9 protein-coding genes are annotated in these 15,764 nt (G+C 73.0%); 3 read left to right on the forward strand and 6 right to left on the reverse strand.

Going from position 1 to position 15,764, the window contains the following annotated elements; translation table 11 throughout:
- Positions 1-168: 168 nt before the first annotated feature.
- Positions 169-627: an excalibur calcium-binding domain-containing protein gene (locus IE258_RS09395; RefSeq protein WP_189741534.1), complete on the forward strand. Its 459-nt coding sequence runs from the start codon at positions 169-171 to the stop codon at positions 625-627.
- A gap of 52 nt (positions 628-679) precedes the next feature.
- Here IE258_RS09395 and IE258_RS09400 read toward each other — a convergent pair whose 3' ends face one another.
- Entirely contained in the window at positions 680-1,885 is a 1,206-nt protein-coding gene (locus IE258_RS09400) for an acyltransferase family protein (RefSeq protein WP_189741537.1), read from the reverse strand.
- A 226-nt stretch (positions 1,886-2,111) separates the two neighbouring features.
- Complete coding sequence (ppdK, locus tag IE258_RS09405) at positions 2,112-4,841, reverse strand: pyruvate, phosphate dikinase (RefSeq protein WP_159327350.1); 2,730 nt, start codon at positions 4,839-4,841, stop codon at positions 2,112-2,114.
- A gap of 495 nt (positions 4,842-5,336) precedes the next feature.
- Here ppdK and IE258_RS09410 point away from each other — a divergent pair, with 495 nt between their 5' ends.
- Positions 5,337-7,124: an alkaline phosphatase family protein gene (locus IE258_RS09410; RefSeq protein ID WP_189741539.1), complete on the forward strand. Its 1,788-nt coding sequence runs from the start codon at positions 5,337-5,339 to the stop codon at positions 7,122-7,124.
- A 37-nt stretch (positions 7,125-7,161) separates the two neighbouring features.
- On the opposite strand, the gene dusB is transcribed toward IE258_RS09410, so the two are convergent.
- Positions 7,162-8,328 (reverse strand): tRNA dihydrouridine synthase DusB, encoded by a 1,167-nt coding sequence (gene dusB / locus IE258_RS09415; protein WP_189741542.1) that lies wholly within the window; start codon positions 8,326-8,328, stop codon positions 7,162-7,164.
- A gap of 82 nt (positions 8,329-8,410) precedes the next feature.
- On the opposite strand from dusB, the gene IE258_RS09420 reads away from it, so the two are divergent.
- Entirely contained in the window at positions 8,411-9,856 is a 1,446-nt protein-coding gene (locus tag IE258_RS09420; RefSeq protein WP_159327347.1) for an MFS transporter, read from the forward strand.
- Positions 9,857-9,863: 7 nt separating this feature from the next.
- Here the strand turns inward: IE258_RS09420 and IE258_RS09425 are convergent, their stop codons facing one another.
- From IE258_RS09425 to IE258_RS42010, 3 genes are read right to left on the reverse strand one after another with little or no spacing between them, the layout of a single operon-like run.
- Positions 9,864-10,436, reverse strand: a complete 573-nt coding sequence (locus tag IE258_RS09425) for a hypothetical protein (protein WP_229892000.1) — start codon at positions 10,434-10,436, stop codon at positions 9,864-9,866.
- 31 nt (positions 10,437-10,467) lie between these two features.
- A complete protein-coding gene (locus tag IE258_RS09430; RefSeq protein ID WP_189741548.1) occupies positions 10,468-14,898 on the reverse strand; it encodes a cation-translocating P-type ATPase in 4,431 nt (1,476 codons plus the stop codon).
- Positions 14,899-14,907: 9 nt separating this feature from the next.
- Positions 14,908-15,654 (reverse strand): hypothetical protein, encoded by a 747-nt coding sequence (locus tag IE258_RS42010; RefSeq protein WP_373309738.1) that lies wholly within the window; start codon positions 15,652-15,654, stop codon positions 14,908-14,910.
- Positions 15,655-15,764: the final 110 nt, after the last annotated feature.

Raw genomic sequence — 15,764 nt, forward strand, 5'->3', positions numbered from 1 at the left:
TGGTCCGGACCCGTCTCACCGTACGCGCCCGGCGGCCCTGAGCGGAGAGCTACCGTCCAGTCACGTCACGTTCCCATCACGAGTCCTCCATATCCCCACCACATCCCGGTCACCTCAATAGCTTCGTCACCTCATATCCGCCCATCCACACCATTCCCGGGACTCTCGATGAAGCTGCTCCGCAAGCCCGCCGCCGTGACCGTCGCCGCACTGGCCCTGGCCGCCCTGCCGGCCGCCGCCGCCCAGGCGCACGACGGCGCCCACCCGTTCAAGAACTGCACCGAGGCGTACGACGCCGGGTACTCCAACATCCCGAAGGGCAACGAGCACTACGGCGAGCACCTGGACCGCGACAAGGACGGCGTGGGCTGCGACAAGCCGCCGGCCGGCTTCGTGCCCGCGAGCGACAAGGACACCGACGACGCGGCGGGCACCGACAGCGGCAAGGACTCCGGGAGCGAGCAGGGCGGCGGGGACGAGGCCGCCGGGCAGCAGGGCACCGACCTGGCCGAGACCGGCGGCGACGACAGCACGCCGTACCTCGCGGCGGGCGGCGGGATCGTCGTGCTCGCGGGCGGTGGACTGCTGCTGGCCGCACGACGGCGCCGGGGCGACGGCGCGGCCTGACCCGGCCCGCGTCGCTACCCCCGACGGCACCCCGCCCCGGAGCCCCGTCCGCTCAGCGGCGGGGCTCCGGCGGCTTGAGACTGAAGGCGGCGCTGCTCAGCCAGCGCCGTGCGGCCCGGGCCACCGGCCGCTCCACGAACCGCTGCACGACGTAGGAGAGCGCGACCAGGGCGGCGACGGTGACGCAGACCACCACCCACGGGTGGGCCCGGTCGCCGAAACGGTGCAGGACGTTGACGCCGATGGCGTCGTGCAGCAGGTACAGCGGGAAGGTCAGCGTGCCCGCGACGGTCAGCCCGCGCCAGCGGACGCGGCCGGTCCAGCCGAGCGCGACGGCGGCGATCAGCAGGAAGAACACCGTGATCACCACGACCAGCCAGGCGCGGTCCGGCTGCCAGGAGTCCCAGTTGAGGCGGCCCCCGTCGGGCGTCAGCAGGTAGTGCAGCGCCACCAGCCACGACATGGCGACGATGCCCCACAGCAACGGGGTCGGCCGGTAGCGGTACATCAGGTAGAAGGCCATGCCCGCGATGAAGTACGGCGCGGACGGCGGGTTCGCCAGCAGCGTGAGCAGGTGGATGTCGGCGCTCGGGGCCAGCACGGCGGCGACCGTCCACAGGCCGCAGTAGATCACCACGCGCTGGTAGGTCAGGCCCTTCCACACCACCACCGCGAAGGTGAGGTAGAAGCACAGCTCGGGCCAGAGCGTCCAGTAGACGGAGTCGAGGTGCTCCACCCCGAGCGGGGTCTGGAGCATCGTCAGGTTGGCGAAGATCACGCGCGGCGACGGGTGCCCGAAGGGGTTGTCCGCGAAGAAGATCACACACCCGCTGATCAGGATCGCCGCCCAGTACATCGGGTAGAGCCGGGTGACGCGGGAGATGAAGAAGTCGCGCGGGGTGCGGCCCCACGCGCTCATGCAGATGACGAAACCGCTGATCAGGAAGAAGAGTTCGACGCCGAGCCGGCCGTAGGCGAAGTAGCCGTGGGCCTCGGGGAAGACGTCCTCGACGGGGCGGTCCCAGATGGTCTGCATCGTCGAGGGCACCTGGCCGACGAAGTGGAAGAAGACCACGGACAGGGCGGCCAGGAAACGCAGTCCGTCCAGGGCCGCGAGCCGGTTCCTGCGGACGGGGGGTCCGGCGGGGACCCGTTCCTGGGGCCCGCTCCGGGGGCCGGGGACCGCGTCGGCGGCTCTGTCGCCGGTCCCGTCCCGGGTGGTCGTGCCGGCCGGTTCCCTGTGATCCGTCTGCGTCATCCAACCACCGTTCCGGCTGCCGGCCACTGTCCGCTGCCAGGGCCCTCCAACTCTGCTGACAGCTTGCTGCTGCTCCACACACAGGAATTCACACCGTTGAACGTGTCACAAAAGGCGGCACCCCCGCACGGGTGCCGCCTTTTCTGGTGGACCGGAGCCGCCGCCGATCGGTGAGGGTGGTCGGGTGACAGACGGCGGCTCCGGGGCCTTTGACCCCTTTCCGGGGTTACCGGTGGTCGCTGCCCTTCGACCGCGACGCCGCCCGGCCCGCCTCCAGGCGGGCCACCGGGATCCGGAAGGGGGAGCAGGAGACGTAGTCCAGACCCACCTCGTGGAAGAAGTGGACCGACTCCGGGTCGCCGCCGTGCTCGCCGCAGACGCCGAGCTTCAGGTCGGGACGCGTGGCGCGGCCGGCCTGCGCGGCGGCGGCGACCAGGGAGCCGACGCCGTCCTTGTCGATGGTCTCGAACGGGGAGACGCCGAAGATGCCCTTCTCCAGGTAGGCCGTGAAGAAGCTGGCCTCGACGTCGTCGCGGCTGAAGCCCCACACGGTCTGGGTCAGGTCGTTGGTGCCGAAGGAGAAGAACTCCGCGGCCTCGGCGATCTGCCCGGCGGTCAGCGCGGCGCGCGGCAGCTCGATCATCGTGCCGATCGACAGCTTGAGCTTCGTGCCGGTCGCGGCCTCGACCTCGGCGATGACCTGGTCGGCCTCCTCGCGGACGATCTCCAGCTCCTGGACGGTGCCGACCAGCGGGATCATGATCTCGGCGCGCGGGTCGCCCTTGGCCGCCTTGCGCTCGGCGGCGGCCTCGGCGATGGCGCGGACCTGCATGGTGAACAGGCCGGGGATGACCAGGCCGAGGCGGACACCGCGCAGGCCCAGCATCGGGTTCTGCTCGTGCAGCCGGTGCACGGCCTGGAGCAGGCGCAGCTCGTTCTCGTGCGGCTCCTGGCGGGACTCGGCGAGCGCCACGCGCACCGACAGCTCGGTGATGTCGGGCAGGAACTCGTGCAGCGGCGGGTCCAGGAGGCGGACGGTGACCGGCAGTCCGTCCATCGACTCGAAGAGCTGGACGAAGTCCTGCTTCTGGAGCGGCAGCAGCTCCTTCAGGGACTCCTCGCGCACGGCCTCGGTGTCGGCCAGGATCAGCCGCTCCACCAGCTCGCGCCGGTCGCCGAGGAACATGTGCTCGGTGCGGCACAGGCCGATGCCCTGGGCGCCGAACCGGCGGGCGCGCAGCGCGTCCTCGGCGTTGTCGGCGTTGGCGCGCACCCGCAGCCGGCGCTTGCGGTCGGCGAAGGCCATGATCCGGTGCACGGCCTCGACCAACTCGTCGGCGTCCTCGGCACCCGCGTGCATGCGGCCCTCGAAGTACTCGACGACCGGGGAGGGCACGACCGGCACCTCACCGAGGTAGACCTTGCCGGAGGAGCCGTCGATGGAGACGACGTCGCCCTCCTCGACGACCTGCCCGCCGGGCACGGTCATCCGGCGGCGCTTGGTGTCGACCTCCAGCTCCTCGGCGCCGCAGACACAGGTCTTGCCCATGCCGCGCGCGACCACGGCCGCGTGGGAGGTCTTGCCGCCGCGCGAGGTCAGGATGCCCTCGGCGGCGATCATGCCGTCCAGGTCGTCCGGGTTGGTCTCGCGGCGGATCAGGATGACCTTCTCGCCGGACCGGGACCACTTGACGGCCGTGTACGAGTCGAAGACGGCCTTGCCGACCGCCGCGCCGGGCGAGGCGGCGATGCCCCGGCCGACCTGCTCGACCTTGGCCTCGTCGTCGAAGCGCGGGAACATCAGCTGGGCGAGCTGGGCGCCGTTGACCCGCTGGAGGGCCTCGGCCTCGTCGATCAGGCCCTGGTCGACGAGCTGGGTGGCGATCCGGAAGGCCGCGCCCGCGGTGCGCTTGCCGACGCGGGTCTGGAGCATCCACAGCTGGCCGCGCTCGATGGTGAACTCGATGTCGCACAGGTCCAGGTAGTGGTTCTCCAGCGTCTCCATGATCTGCATCAGCTGGTCGTACGACTTCTTGTCGATCTGCTCCAGCTCCGCCAGCGCGACGGTGTTGCGGATGCCGGCGACGACGTCCTCGCCCTGGGCGTTCTGCAGGTAGTCGCCGTAGACGCCCTGGTGTCCCGAGGCGGGGTCGCGGGTGAAGGCGACGCCGGTGCCGGAGTCGGGGCCGAGGTTGCCGAAGACCATGGAGCAGACGTTGACGGCGGTGCCGAGGTCGTGCGGGATGCGCTCCTGGCGGCGGTAGAGCTTGGCGCGCTCGCCGTTCCAGGACTCGAAGACCGCCTTGATGGCGAGGTCCATCTGCTCGCGCGGGTCCTGCGGGAAGTCCCGGCCGGCCTCGGTCTTGACGATCTTCTTGAACTTGGTGACGAGCTTCTTGAGGTCGGCGGCCTCCAGCTCGGTGTCGACCGCGACCTTCTTGGCCGTCTTCGCCGCCTCCAGCGCCTCCTCGAAGAGGTCGCCGTCGACGCCGAGGACGGTCTTGCCGAACATCTGGATCAGGCGGCGGTAGGAGTCCCACGCGAAGCGGTCGTCGCCGGCCTGCTTGGCCAGTCCCTGCACGGACTTGTCGGAGAGGCCGATGTTGAGGACGGTGTCCATCATGCCGGGCATGGAGAACTTGGCCCCGGACCGCACCGACACGAGGAGCGGGTCGTCGGCCTGGCCGAGCTTCTTGCCCATCTTCGCTTCGAGGGCGTCGAGGTGCGCACTCACCTCGTCACGCAGTGCCGCCGGCTCCTCGCCGCTGTCGAGGTAGGTCTTGCACGCCTCGGTGGTGATCGTGAAGCCGGGAGGGACCGGGAGACCCAGGTTGGTCATCTCGGCGAGGTTGGCGCCCTTGCCGCCGAGGAGGTCCTTGAGGTCCTTGTTGCCCTCGGTGAAGTCGTAAACGAACTTCGCTGCGTTCGCTACCTGGGGATCTTTGTTTTCCGACACGGGTCTCGACTCCTCGAGGACGCGGTGGCTGCCCTGACGGCGAGGAATGTACCCAGATCAAAGGCACCTGGGTACGTCCACTTGCGCGTCATGCGCCCGTAACCACTCGTCCGCCAGCGGATCGAAAGTCAAGGCTTGGCAAGCGACCGACCGCTTGTGTTTTCACTTCTTGAACGCACGGACTCTCGAACACCCACTTAACTGCTCACCTGAGCGTCATTCTCCACGTTTGAGTTCGTCCGATGAACGATCATCGCGTGGCACTCAGTGCCACCCTTTGGAGAAGTGGAGTCGCTCAAGATCCGCTCATCTGAGCGCCACTCCTATCAGAGGTGGCGAGAATCACGCTCCCACAGGACGCCGGATTTCACCATGCGGACCGGCGGACGGACCCGGTGAACGGACGGCCCGCGGCGGACGTACGAGAGTCCGGCGGGTCCCGGCCCCCTCGCCGGGGCCCGCCGTCCACCGGGTTTCGTACGGAAGGACCTTCGGGTGCCCGTCATCACGCCTTTTCGCCGTTCGCCGCGGCCTTCCGACGACGCTCCCGACGACCCCGACACCCCCGCCGCAGCGGGTCCGGCCCCGCTGGAGAACCTCAGGACGCGGCTCGCCCACTGGCGCTCGTGGCGCACCCGGCACCCGCGCGCCGCTCTCGTCGTCCGCCGGGTCACGACGGCCTTTTCGGCCATTCTGGTGCTCGGGTCCCTCCTGCTGCCCAACACCCTCGTCGCGCTGGAGCCCAACCGCTTCGCGCGGATCCCGGGGGAGGCGGTCGTCGCGGCGGTGCTGCTGCTCTGCCTGCCGCGCGTGCCGCGCCTGGTGGCGGCGGCGCTGTTCGGCACCGCCCTCGGGGCGCTGACCGTGCTGAACCTGCTCGACATGGGCTTCACCGAGTACCTGGGCCGCAGCTTCAACCTGGTCCTGGACTGGGGCCTGCTCGACGACGCGCAGTCCTTCGTGGCCGACGCGATGGGCGGGGCGGCGGCGACCTGGGCCGCGGTGGGCGCCGTCGTGCTGGCGGTCCTGCTGCTGGTGCTCATGGCGCTGGCGGCGGTCCGGCTCGGCGAGCTGCTCGCCGCGCACCGGGAGCGGGCGGCGCGGGGCGCGCTGATGGCGGCCACCGTGTGGATGACCTCCGCGGCGCTGGGTGTGCAGACCTTCGGCGTGCCGGTCGCCACCACGAGCGCCTCCAAGGCGGCCCGGGCCCAGGCGCACCGGGTGGTGGACACGCTGCGGGACGAGGCGGCCTTCGCGAAGGAGGCGAAGGCCGACCGGTTCGGCGCCACGCCCGGCGACCAACTGGTGCCGGACCTGCGCGGCAAGGACATGATCTTCACGTTCATCGAGAGCTACGGCCGCAGCGCGATCGAGGACCCGGTGATGGCACCGGGTGTCGGCCGGACGCTGGACGCGAGCACCGCATCGCTCGCGAAGGCGGGCTTCCACGCCCGCAGCGGCTGGCTGACGTCGGCGACGTACGGCGGCAGCAGCTGGCTCGGCCACTCCACCTTCCTGTCCGGCCTGTGGGTGGACAACCAGCAGCGCTACCGCACCGTCACGTCCGGCGACCACCTCACCCTCACCAAGGCGTTCGAGAAGACCGGCGACTGGGACACGGTCGGGGTCATGCCGGGGGTGCAGAAGGCCTGGCCGGAGGCGGACTGGTACGGCCTGGACAAGGTGTACGACGCGTTCGACGTGGGCTACCGGGGGCCGAAGTTCAGCTGGTCGACGATGCCCGACCAGTACGCGCTGGAGGCGTTCCAGCGCCTGGAGCACGGCAGGAAGCGCGACCGGCCGCTGATGGCGGAGGTCATCCTCACCTCCAGCCACCAGCCCTGGGCACCGATCCCGAGGATGGTCGGCTGGGACGAGGTCGGCGACGGGTCGGTGTACGACGGCATCGAGGCGTCGGGCGTGAAGGCGTCCGACGTCATCACCGACTCCACCCGCTCCAAGGAGGAGTACGGCAGGTCGATCCAGTACTCGGTCACCAGCCTCACCCAGTGGCTGGAGCGCTACGGCACCGACGACACCGTCCTGGTCTTCCTCGGCGACCACCAGCCGCTGGCCCGCGTCAGCGGCGACGGCGCGAGCCGGGACGTTCCGGTGTCGATCGTCGCCAAGGACCCGAAGGTGCTCGACGCGATCGACGACTGGAACTGGACGGAGGGCCTCGAACCGGCGAAGGACGCCCCGGTGTGGCCGATGAGCGCCTTCCGGGACCGCTTCCTGACGGCGTACGGCTCGGTCCCGCACCCCACCGGGGCCGGGGACTGATCCCCACCCCCCCGTGCGGGGGACTGATCGGCGGCCGTCAGCCGCCGGAGGTGTCCAGCTCCGCGTCCTCGCCGATGCCGGCGCAGTCGTAGGGGTCCTTCAGCCAGCCGTCCGGCAGGACCACCCGGTTGTTGCCGGAGGTGCGGCCGCGGGGGCCGTCGGCGCCGGTGGGCCAGGGCTGGTCGAGGTCGAGTTCGTCCAGCCCGGCGCGCAGCGCTTCCAGGGACGAGGTGATCGCGAGCCGCTTGCGCATCTCGGAGCCGACGGCGAAGCCCTTGAGGTACCAGGCGACGTGCTTGCGGAAGTCGATGACGCCGCGTGCTTCGTCGCCGATCCACTCCCCCAGCAGCGTGGCGTGCCGCACCATCACGTCGGCGACCTCGCGCAGCGTGGGCCGTACGAAGGCGTCGGTGCGGCCCTCGAAGGCGGCGACCAGGTCGGCGAAGAGCCAGGGCCGTCCCAGGCACCCGCGTCCGACCACGACGCCGTCGCAGCCGGTCTCCCGCACCATGCGCAGCGCGTCCTCGGCGGACCAGATGTCGCCGTTGCCGAGGACGGGGATCTCCGGGACGTGCTCCTTGAGGCGGGCGACGGCGTCCCAGTCGGCGGTGCCGCCGTAGTGCTGGGCGGTGGTGCGGCCGTGCAGGGCGATCGCGGTGACGCCCTCCTCGACGGCGATGCGGCCGGCGTCGAGGTAGGTGAGGTGGTCGTCGTCCAGGCCCTTGCGCATCTTCATGGTGACGGGCAGGTCACCGGCGCCGGTGACGGCCTCGCGGACGATGGCGCGCAGCAGGTTCCGCTTGTACGGCAGCGCCGAGCCGCCGCCCTTGCGGGTCACCTTGGGCACCGGGCAGCCGAAGTTCAGGTCGATGTGGTCGGCGAGGTCCTCCTCCGCGATCATGCGGACGGCCTTGCCGACGGTCACCGGGTCGACGCCGTACAGCTGGATCGAGCGCGGGGTCTCGGTCGCGTCGAAGTGGATCAGCTGCATGGTCTTCTCGTTGCGCTCGACCAGCGCCCGGGTGGTGATCATCTCGCTCACGAACAGGCCCTTGCCCCCGCTGAACTCCCTGCACAGGGTGCGGAAGGGCGCGTTGGTGATACCGGCCATCGGCGCCAGCACCACGGGCGGCGCGACGGTGTGCGGGCCGATCCGCAGGGGTGCGGCGGTGCGGTCGGGGGCGGGCGTGGTGAGCGTGGGCATTCCCCCATTGTCACGCACGCGGGGAGATCATGTATCAGTCATTAGTTAGTCGCACTATCGAAATGCGCGTACGATGGAGTTCATGCCCGAGCTGACCCATCGCCGCCGCATGCTCGTGCTCGCCATCTGCTGCATGAGCCTGCTGATCGTGAGTATCGACAACACGATCCTCAACGTCGCCCTCCCCTCCATGCAGCGCGACCTGCACGCGAGCACGTCCGGCCTGCAGTGGGCGATCGACGCGTACACGCTGGTGCTGGCCGCCCTGCTGATGCTGGCCGGCTCCACGGCCGACCGGATCGGCCGCAAACGGGTCTTCATGACCGGTCTGGTGCTCTTCACCCTCGGCTCGCTGCTGTGCTCCCTGGCCCCGGACCTGTCCTCGCTGATCGTCTTCCGGATGCTGCAGGCGGTGGGCGGTTCGATGCTCAACCCGGTCGCGATGTCGATCATCACCAACACCTTCACCGACCCGCGCGAACGCGCCCGTGCGATCGGCGTCTGGGGCGCGGTGGTCGGCATATCCATGGCCGCGGGGCCGCTGGTGGGCGGGGTCCTCGTGGAGTCGGTCGGCTGGCGCTCGATCTTCTGGGTCAACCTTCCGGTGGGCCTGGCCGCCCTTCTGCTCACCCTCCGCTTCGTCCCCGAGTCCCGCGCGCCGAAGGCCCGGCGCCCCGACCCGCTGGGCCAGCTGATGGTCATCGTGCTGTTCGGTTCCCTGACGTACGCGATCATCGAGGCGCCGAACTCCGGGTTCATGCACGTGCTGCCCTTCGCCGTCCTGGCGCTCGCCGCGCTGATCGGCCTGCTCGTCCACGAGCCCCGGCGCACCGACCCCCTCGTCGAGCTGCGCTTCTTCCGGTCGGCGCCGTTCAGCGGGGCCACCGTGATCGCGGTCAGCGCGTTCGCCGCGCTGGGCGGCTTCCTGTTCCTGTCCACGCTGTATCTCCAGAACGTGCGCGGACTGAGCGCCCTGGAGGCCGGCCTGTGGATGCTGCCGATGGCCGTCCCGACCTTCCTGTGCGCCCCGCTCGCCGGGCGGCTGGTCGGCAGCCGGGGGCCGCGCCTGCCCCTGCTGATCGCGGGCGGCGCGCTGACCGTGAGCGGGACGCTGTTCGCCGCCTTCGAGGCCGAGACCTCCGACGTCACGCTCTTCGTCGGCTACGTCCTGTTCGGCATCGGCTTCGGCTTCGTCAACGCGCCCATCACCAACACCGCGGTCTCCGGCATGCCCCGGTCCCAGGCCGGGGTCGCGGCGGCCGTCGCCTCCACCAGCCGCCAGCTGGGCCAGACGCTCGGCGTGGCGGTGGTCGGCGCGGTGCTGGCGGCGGGCGTGGGCGCCTCGTCGTACCGCGACACCTTCGTCTCCGCCGCCCGCCCCGGCTGGTGGATCCTGGCCGCCTGCGGCCTCGCGGTCCTCGTCCTGGGCGCCGTCACGAGCGGCCGCTGGGCCCGCGGCACGGCGGAACGGACGGCCGAGCGCCTGCAGTCGCCGGAGGTGCGGGAGGCGGCGCGGACGGGGGCGTGACGGCGGTTCACACGTAGTCGAAGTACCGGTCGGCCCAGACAGCCCGCATGTCGCCGTCCTCGCCGTCCTCGTCCTCACCGTCCTCGTCCTCGCCGTCCTCGCCGTCGTGTCCGAGCGCGGCGAGTGTCTCCACGAAGATCCGGTCCTCGTCCACCAGCGTCCGGGTCGGGCCGTCGTACGGCTCCAGCAGCACGTCCAGCGGGACGAAGACGCACCCCGCCGCCGTGCACACCTCGTCCAGCCACGTCACGAACTCCCCGCTCAGGCCCGCCGCGGAGTCCGCGGTCCAGTGGGCGCCCGTTCCGGCGGTGACGAAGCCGCCGAAGTTGCTCAGCTCGACCCACAGCCCGCCGACCGGCCCGGTACCGTCCGCCGGGACCGAGAACCGACCGCACGCGCTGGAGTCCTGGTAGAGCCCCGCCCGGGTGGACGGTCCGAAACGCCGTCTGAGCTCGCCCGTGAGCAGGTCGAAGCGGCGTACCGCGGTCTCCGGGTCGAAGTCCCGGGGCCGTTCCCGGTGGTGCGGGTCGTCGTGTTCGCCCAGCAGCGTCCGGATCTCGTCCAGGGGAAGCACGAACACGCCTTTCGGTCGGTGACGGCGAACCCGCGCATCATCCCCCGGTGCCCTGGGGCCCCGCGCCGGATTTCACCGCCGGCAGCCGGTCCGCCAGCTTCGGCCAGTACTTCACGAGCGCGTCCTCCACGCCCGGCAGCGCCCGCTGCCCCGCCAGGGCCAGCGCGATCGCCGCGGCCACACCCGTCCACGCGACCGGGCCCAGCGGGGTGCAGCCGAAGAGGCGGCTGGCGCCCGGGGTCATGACGAGGGCGACCAGGGCGGCGGCGGAGCCGAGGGAGGTGACCTGGACCAGGCGGCTGTCGCGGCGGTCGGCGAGGGTCTGGGCGAGCTGGGTGCCGACGACCGCGCACAGGGCCATGGTCGTCGAGCGCCGCTGCGTGCCCGGCGTGAAGCGGCCGAAGAGCCAGGCCGCGGTCGCCCCGAGCGCCGTGGTCAGGGCCCGGTGCCGGATCTGCCGGATGAGGGGCTCGCCCAGCACCGCCGTACCGAGCGGCGCGCCCGCGTCGGCGGCCTCCTGCTCCGGGTCGCCGGTCTTGGTCACCGCGACCGCCATCGCCGGGAACAGGTCCGTGAAGAGGTTGACCAGCAGCATCTGGCGGGTGGACAGCGGGGCGGCGCCGCCCAGCACCGTGCCGAGGATGCCGAAGCCGACCTCGCCCGCGTTGCCGCCGATCAGGATGGCGATGGCGTCGGCGACGCTGTGCCACAGCGCCCGGCCCTCCCGCACCGCCTCCACCAGCACCAGCAGGTCGTCGCCCGTCACCACCAGGTCGGCGGCGTTGCGGGCGGCGGCCGAGCCGCGGGCGCTGATGCCGACGCCGATGTCGGCGGCCCGGATCGCGGCGGCGTCGTTGGCGCCGTCGCCGACCATGCCGACGACCCGTCCGGCGTCCCGCAGGGACTCGACGACCTGGAGCTTCTGCTCGGGCGCCACCCGGGCCACCACGTCCGCGTCGCGCAGCATCCGGGAGCGGACGGTGCGGTCGGCGGCGGCGAGTTCGTCGCCGGTGACCACGACCGCGTCCTCGGGCCAGCCCAGGTCGACGGCGATGGCGTGGGCGGTCTGCGGATGGTCGCCGGTCAGCACCACGGGCCGCACGCCCGCCTCGCGCAGCCCGCGCACCAGCGCCGGGGAGGTCTCGCGGGGCACGTCGGCGAGCGCCAGCAGTCCGGTGAACTCCAGCTTCGACGGCGGCTGTTCGAGGACCTCGGCGGCCTTCTCGCCCCTCGCCAGGGGCCGCCGCGCCACCGCGATGATGCGCAGTCCGTCGCGGGCGAGGCGCTGCGCCACCTCGGTGGTGTGCGCGGGCAGGTCGGCGCAGGCGGGCAGCACCGTCTCCGGGGCGCCCTTGACCACCAGCACGGCGGGGCCGGTGCCGCCCTCGCGTCCGACGGCGGCGGCGTAGCCCCGGGAGGTCTCGAAGGGCAGGCCCTCCTCCTGCGTCCAGTCGGGGTCGTCCCCGGCCGCGTCCAGGACGGCCTCGTCGGTGGCGTGGGTGGGCCGGGCGCCGTCGCCGTTCAGCCGGGGGCAGGCGCGCGCGGCGACCCGTACGGCGTCGGCGGTCTCCGGGGCGCCCACTCGGCGGACCGTGCCGTCGGGGCCCGCGACCCGCGACAGCCGCAGCCTGTTCTCGGTGAGGGTGCCCGTCTTGTCGAAGCAGACGGTGTCCATCCGGCCGAGCGCCTCCAGCGTGCGCGGGGTGCGCACCAGGACGCCCCGGCGGCTCAGCCGGCGGGCCGCCGCGAGCTGGGCCACCGTCGCCACCAGCGGCAGCCCCTCGGGCACCGCGGCCACCGCCACCGACACGCCACCGGCGACGGCCTGCCGGATCGGTGCCCCGCGCAGCAGCGAGAGCCCGGTCACCGCGGCGCCGCCCGCCAGGGTGAGCGGCAGCGCCTTGCGGGTCAGCTCCTGGAGCCTGGCCTGCACTCCGGCCGCCGACGGCGTACGGGCCGCCAGCGCGACCGCCCGCGCCGCCTCGGTGTGGTCGCCGGTGTCGACGACGACGGCCCGGGCCCGTCCGGCCACCACGGTCGTGCCCTCGAAGACCATGCAGTACCGCTCGGCGACGGGGGCGCGGGGCGCCGGGTCCACGCACTTGTCCACCGGCAGCGACTCACCGGTCAGTGCGGACTCGTCCACCTCCAGGCCGTCCTCCCACAGCAGCCGGGCGTCGGCGGGCACCACGTCGTCCGCCTTCAGCTCGATCACGTGACCGGGGTGCAGCTTGGCCGCGTCCACGATCCTCGGCTCGCCCTCCATGGCGAACTCCGCACTTTCCGGGCCGAGTTGCTCCTCGGTGACCCGGGCCTTCTGCTTCTGCTCCGCCAGCAGTCCGGACAGCGCCCGCTCGGCGCGCAGCCGCTGGAAGCCGCCGACCAGGGCGTTCAGGTCGAGGGCGCCGACGACGAGCAGCGCGTCCACGACCGACCCGAGGATGGCGGAGGCGGCCGAGCCGACCGCCAGTACCGGGGTGAGCGGATCGTCCAGCTCCCCGCGTACGGCGCGGGCCAGCTGCCACGACCAGCGGACCGGCGCCAGCACCGGCACCCGGCCCGCCCGCTCGGCGGCCGCGCGCAATCGGGCCCCGGCCTGCTCCACCGCGGTCGGCTCGGGCTCGCGCTCCCGCTCCAGCCGGTCCTGTACGTCGTCCGGGTCCAGCGCGTGCCACGCCACCCGGGCCCGGGGGTGCGGGGCGCGGGCCATCGCCACGCCGATCGCGGCCCGCGTCCCGGACAGCAGGGCCACCGCCGCGCTCGCGTCCACCGGCGCGTGCCGCATCCCCAGCAGCGACGACACGCCGCCCCGGCTCCGGCCGCGCGCCTCGCCGACCGCCACCAGCAGCCCGGACAGCGCGGCCCCGGACCTGGCCAGCGTCTGCGACCGGTGCCCGACCGCGCGGGACACCGGCACCGCCCGCAGCACCCGCCACACGTCGGCCAGCCCCTGCGGTGCGAGCACGTCCGCGCCCCAGGCCACCGGGCAGTCCGCGTCGGCCAGCGCGACGGCCACGTCCCCGGCGAGCAGCCCGTCCGACAGCGACCCGTCGTCGCCGGGCAGCGGCCGTACGACGGTGATGACGCCGCCCTCGGCGCGCAGTTCGGCCACGACGTCCGCGAGCGGGCGACGGGCGCCGACGACCTGGTCGGCGAGACCGGTGAAGTCGGCCAGCGCCGGGTCCTCGACCATGACCACGCGCAGTCCCGCGCGCCGCGCCGCGTCCAGCACGTCCTCGGTCCACGGGTCGGCGCCCGCGTCCGGCACCCGCAGCGCGCTGGGGTGCAGCACGACCGTGCGGGCCATCTCCAGCTGCCGCAGCCGCCCGGGGTCGCGCACGAGCACACCGGTGCGGGACAGCGCGGCGCTCAGTACGGCGTGGAAGGCGGCGGGCCCGTAGCGCGCGGCCTTGGGCGAACCGGCGAGCACCGCCTCCGCCGCCTCGGCCAGGTCGTGCTTGACCAGCAGGGTCGCCGCGGCGCCCGCCACACTGCCCGCGGAGGCGTGGGCGGCGTAGTCCTGCGCCGGTGAGGTGCGCGGCGCCGGACGCAGGGCGGACACGGCGGGCAGGCTGCCCCGGCCGGGGACGCACAACTGGTCGTGCACGACCTCGAAGGCGGCTCCCCGTGCCACCGCCTCCGTCAACTGGCAGACGCGCAGCGCCCCGTCGAGCACCAGCGAGGTGGGGCTCTGCCCGGCGCCGTGGACGGCGGCGTTGGCGGCGGCCAGCGCCACGTCCATGCGGTGGTCGCCGAGCCGCTCGCGCAGCCAGGCGCGGAAGGCCGGGTTCTCGCGCAGCAGCGTCGCGACGGCGGTGACCAGGCGGGGCGAGGGCGGCAGCCGCAGCCGCGCACCGGTCACGGCGGCGGCGATGCCCAGCACGTCGGCGCCGAGCGCGGCAGCCGCGACACGCACGGGCGCGGGGTCGCCGGGGTGGTCCGGCTCGTCCACCAGGTCGTCCGCCGAGCCGTCCGCCGGGCCGTCCGAGGTGGTGAGGTCGGTCTGGTCCACCCGGGTGAGGCCGTGGTGTTCGGCGAGTTCGGTGGCGTGGTCCACGACGCGGTCGGTGAGCGTGTCCTCGGTCGCGGTCACCACCAGCCGGGCCAGACCGGTGTCCCAGTAGGCGAGCAGGACGTCCGGGTGCTCGGCCAGTGCCGCCGCCACCTTTCGCGCCACCCGCTCGGTACCGCCCGCCCGGCGCACCTCGTCCGCGGCGACCGGCCGCAGCGCGAGGTGCGCCCGGGGTCCGGCCCGCCAGTCCCGCGATCCGCCGGGCAGTGCCGCGCGGGCCACTCGGGCCGCCCGCGCCGCGAAGTCGGCGCCGCGCACCCCGGCCCGCGCGGTGCCCGCCGCCGCTCCGGCCGCGGCACCCACGGCGGGCGCGGTGCCGCGCGCGAGGAGCCGGGGACCGGCCAGCACCAGCCCCGTGACGGCGTCCTGGGAACGCGTCAGCAGTCCACCGGCCATGGCTGTCCCTCAGCCGGACGTATGGGTGCGCGACGCGGCGGCCGTCTTGCGGGTGCGGCTCCCGCGGGAGGTGGAGGGCCGACTGGAGGACGCCTTGGTCCCCGACTGGCTCTTGGCCCGAGTGGGGGAGGCGGTCTTCTTCGCGGTGGACTTCTTCGCGGTGGACTTCCTCGCGGTGGATTTCTTCGCGGGCGTCTGCTTCGCGGTGGTCTTCTTCGCCGTGGTCTTGTTCGCGGCCGACTTCTTCGCGGCGGCCGACTTCTTCGCGGCGGAGGACTTGGCTGCCGTCGACTTGGCGGCGGTGGACTTGGCGGCGGCCTTCTTGGCCCCGCCGGCCCGCTTCGCCGCGGCCGTCCCGGTGGAGCCGGCCGCCTTGGCCGTACCGGCCGTACCCGACTCCCCCGCACCCGACTTCGCCGTACCGGCCTTCGCCGTGCCCGTGTGCCCCGCTCCCGCCCCCGCCCTGGCGGTCGTCTTGCCCGCGTTCCCGTTCCGGTCCTGTCCGCGCTGCTGCGTCAGCCAGGCCACCGCCGCCCCGGTGACCGCCACCGGCCACTCCACCAGTCCGGCGACGCCCAGCACCCCGGCGCCCGTGTAGACGAGCACGCGCCGCCCGCGCGGCGACACCGCCCCGATCCTGTCCAGCGCGCCCTCGGCGGCCTTGCCCACCGTCCCGGCACCCGGCACCTTCCGCACCGCCGAAGCGGCCGCGTGCAACGGCCGCGGGAGTGTCCGCGCCGACTTCTGCTCAGCCATGACTCTTCGTCCTCGCCCTGTCCGTGCTGTGGGAACCCGCGGCCCCCGGGCCGTGGAAACCCCGGGAACATCACCTTCCGCATATCTCCGGGTTCCCGCACCTCGGGCAC

The organism is Streptomyces tendae, from assembly GCF_014650435.1.
Lineage (GTDB): Bacteria > Actinomycetota > Actinomycetes > Streptomycetales > Streptomycetaceae > Streptomyces > Streptomyces tendae.

What these genes read in the sequence shown, in the direction of transcription:
- IE258_RS42010 (WP_373309738.1), bottom strand. Translation starts at nt 15,654, where the DNA reads ATGGCTGAGCAGAAGTCGGCGCGGACACTCCCGCGGCCGTTGCACGCG.
- IE258_RS09420 (WP_159327347.1), top strand. Translation starts at nt 8,411, where the DNA reads ATGCCCGAGCTGACCCATCGCCGCCGCATGCTCGTGCTCGCCATCTGC.
- IE258_RS09395 (WP_189741534.1), top strand. Translation starts at nt 169, where the DNA reads ATGAAGCTGCTCCGCAAGCCCGCCGCCGTGACCGTCGCCGCACTGGCC.
- IE258_RS09430 (WP_189741548.1), bottom strand. Translation starts at nt 14,898, where the DNA reads ATGGCCGGTGGACTGCTGACGCGTTCCCAGGACGCCGTCACGGGGCTG.
- IE258_RS09400 (WP_189741537.1), bottom strand. Translation starts at nt 1,885, where the DNA reads ATGACGCAGACGGATCACAGGGAACCGGCCGGCACGACCACCCGGGAC.
- dusB (WP_189741542.1), bottom strand. Translation starts at nt 8,328, where the DNA reads ATGCCCACGCTCACCACGCCCGCCCCCGACCGCACCGCCGCACCCCTG.